Below are 1,733 nucleotides of genomic sequence, written 5' to 3' on the forward strand. Positions count from 1 at the left end.
GGGGGATCGTGGTAGGGGAGCGTTCCAGGGGCTGTAAAGCCAGACCGTGAGGACTGGTGGAGCGCCTGGAAGTGAGAATGCCGGTATGAGTAACGAAAAGAAGGGTGAGAATCCCTTCCGTCGAAAACCCAAGGTTTCCTGAGGAAGGTTCGTCCGCTCAGGGTTAGTCGGGTCCTAAGCCGAGGCCGAAAGGCGTAGGCGATGGAAAACAGGTTTAAATTCCTGTACCACCTCCTTTCCATTTGAGCAATGGGGGGACGCAGGAAGGTAGGGCAAGCGTGCTGCTGGATATGCACGTCCAAGCCGGTAGGCCGAAGAGCAGGCAAATCCGCTCTTCATCAAGGCTGAGCGGCGATGGCGAGGGAAATTAAGTACCGAAGTTCCCGATCCTACACTGCCAAGAAAAGCCTCTAGCGAGGAAAAAGGTGCCCGTACCGCAAACCGACACAGGTGGGTGGGATGAGAATTCTAAGACGCGCGGGAGAACTCTCGTTAAGGAACTCGGCAAAATGACCCCGTAACTTCGGGAGAAGGGGTGCTCTTTCGGGTGAATAGCCCAGGAGAGCCGCAGTGAAAAGGCCCAAGCGACTGTTTATCAAAAACACAGGTCTCTGCGAAGCCGCAAGGCGAAGTATAGGGGCTGACACCTGCCCGGTGCTGGAAGGTTAAGAGGAGAGGTTATCCCCTTCGGGGAGAAGCTTTGAATTGAAGCCCCAGTAAACGGCGGCCGTAACTATAACGGTCCTAAGGTAGCGAAATTCCTTGTCGGGTAAGTTCCGACCCGCACGAAAGGTGCAACGACTTGGGCACTGTCTCAACGAGAGACCCGGTGAAATTATATTACCTGTGAAGATGCAGGTTACCCGCGACAGGACGGAAAGACCCCATGGAGCTTTACTGTAGCTTGATATTGGATGGTTGTACTGCTTGTACAGGATAGGTAGGAGCCTTGGAAGCCGGACCGCTAGGTTCGGTGGAGGCGTCGGTGGGATACTACCCTGGCTGTACGACTATTCTAACCTCGGTCCGTGATCCGGATCAGGGACAGTGTCAGGTGGGCAGTTTGACTGGGGCGGTCGCCTCCTAAACAGTAACGGAGGCGCCCAAAGGTTCCCTCAGAATGGTTGGAAATCATTCGCAGAGTGCAAAGGCAAAAGGGAGCTTGACTGCGAGACCTACAAGTCGAGCAGAGACGAAAGTCGGGCTTAGTGATCCGGCGGTCCCGTATGGAAGGGCCGTCGCTCAACGGATAAAAGCTACCCTGGGGATAACAGGCTTATCTCCCCCAAGAGTCCACATCGACGGGGAGGTTTGGCACCTCGATGTCGGCTCATCGCATCCTGGGGCTGAAGTAGGTCCCAAGGGTTGGGCTGTTCGCCCATTAAAGCGGTACGCGAGCTGGGTTCAGAACGTCGTGAGACAGTTCGGTCCCTATCCGTCGCGGGCGTTGGAAATTTGAGAGGAGCTGTCCTTAGTACGAGAGGACCGGGATGGACACACCGCTGGTGTACCAGTTGTTCCGCCAGGAGCATCGCTGGGTAGCTACGTGTGGACGGGATAAGTGCTGAAAGCATCTAAGCATGAAGCCCCCCTCGAGATGAGATTTCCCATCACGCAAGTGAGTAAGATCCCTTGGAGATGACAAGGTAGATAGGTCTGAGGTGGACGTGCGGCGACGCATGCAGCTGACAGATACTAATCGATCGAGGACTTATCCAAATACTTTTTCCATT

Annotated in this window: 1 rRNA gene; it reads left to right on the forward strand. The window is 54.9% G+C overall.

Annotated features, from left to right (window positions below):
* Nucleotides 1-1,719 (forward strand): 23S ribosomal RNA (locus tag ATL39_RS00325); the annotation flags it as partial.
* Nucleotides 1,720-1,733: the final 14 nt, after the last annotated feature.

The organism is Sinobaca qinghaiensis (genome assembly GCF_003610495.1).
GTDB lineage: Bacteria > Bacillota > Bacilli > Bacillales > Marinococcaceae > Sinobaca > Sinobaca qinghaiensis.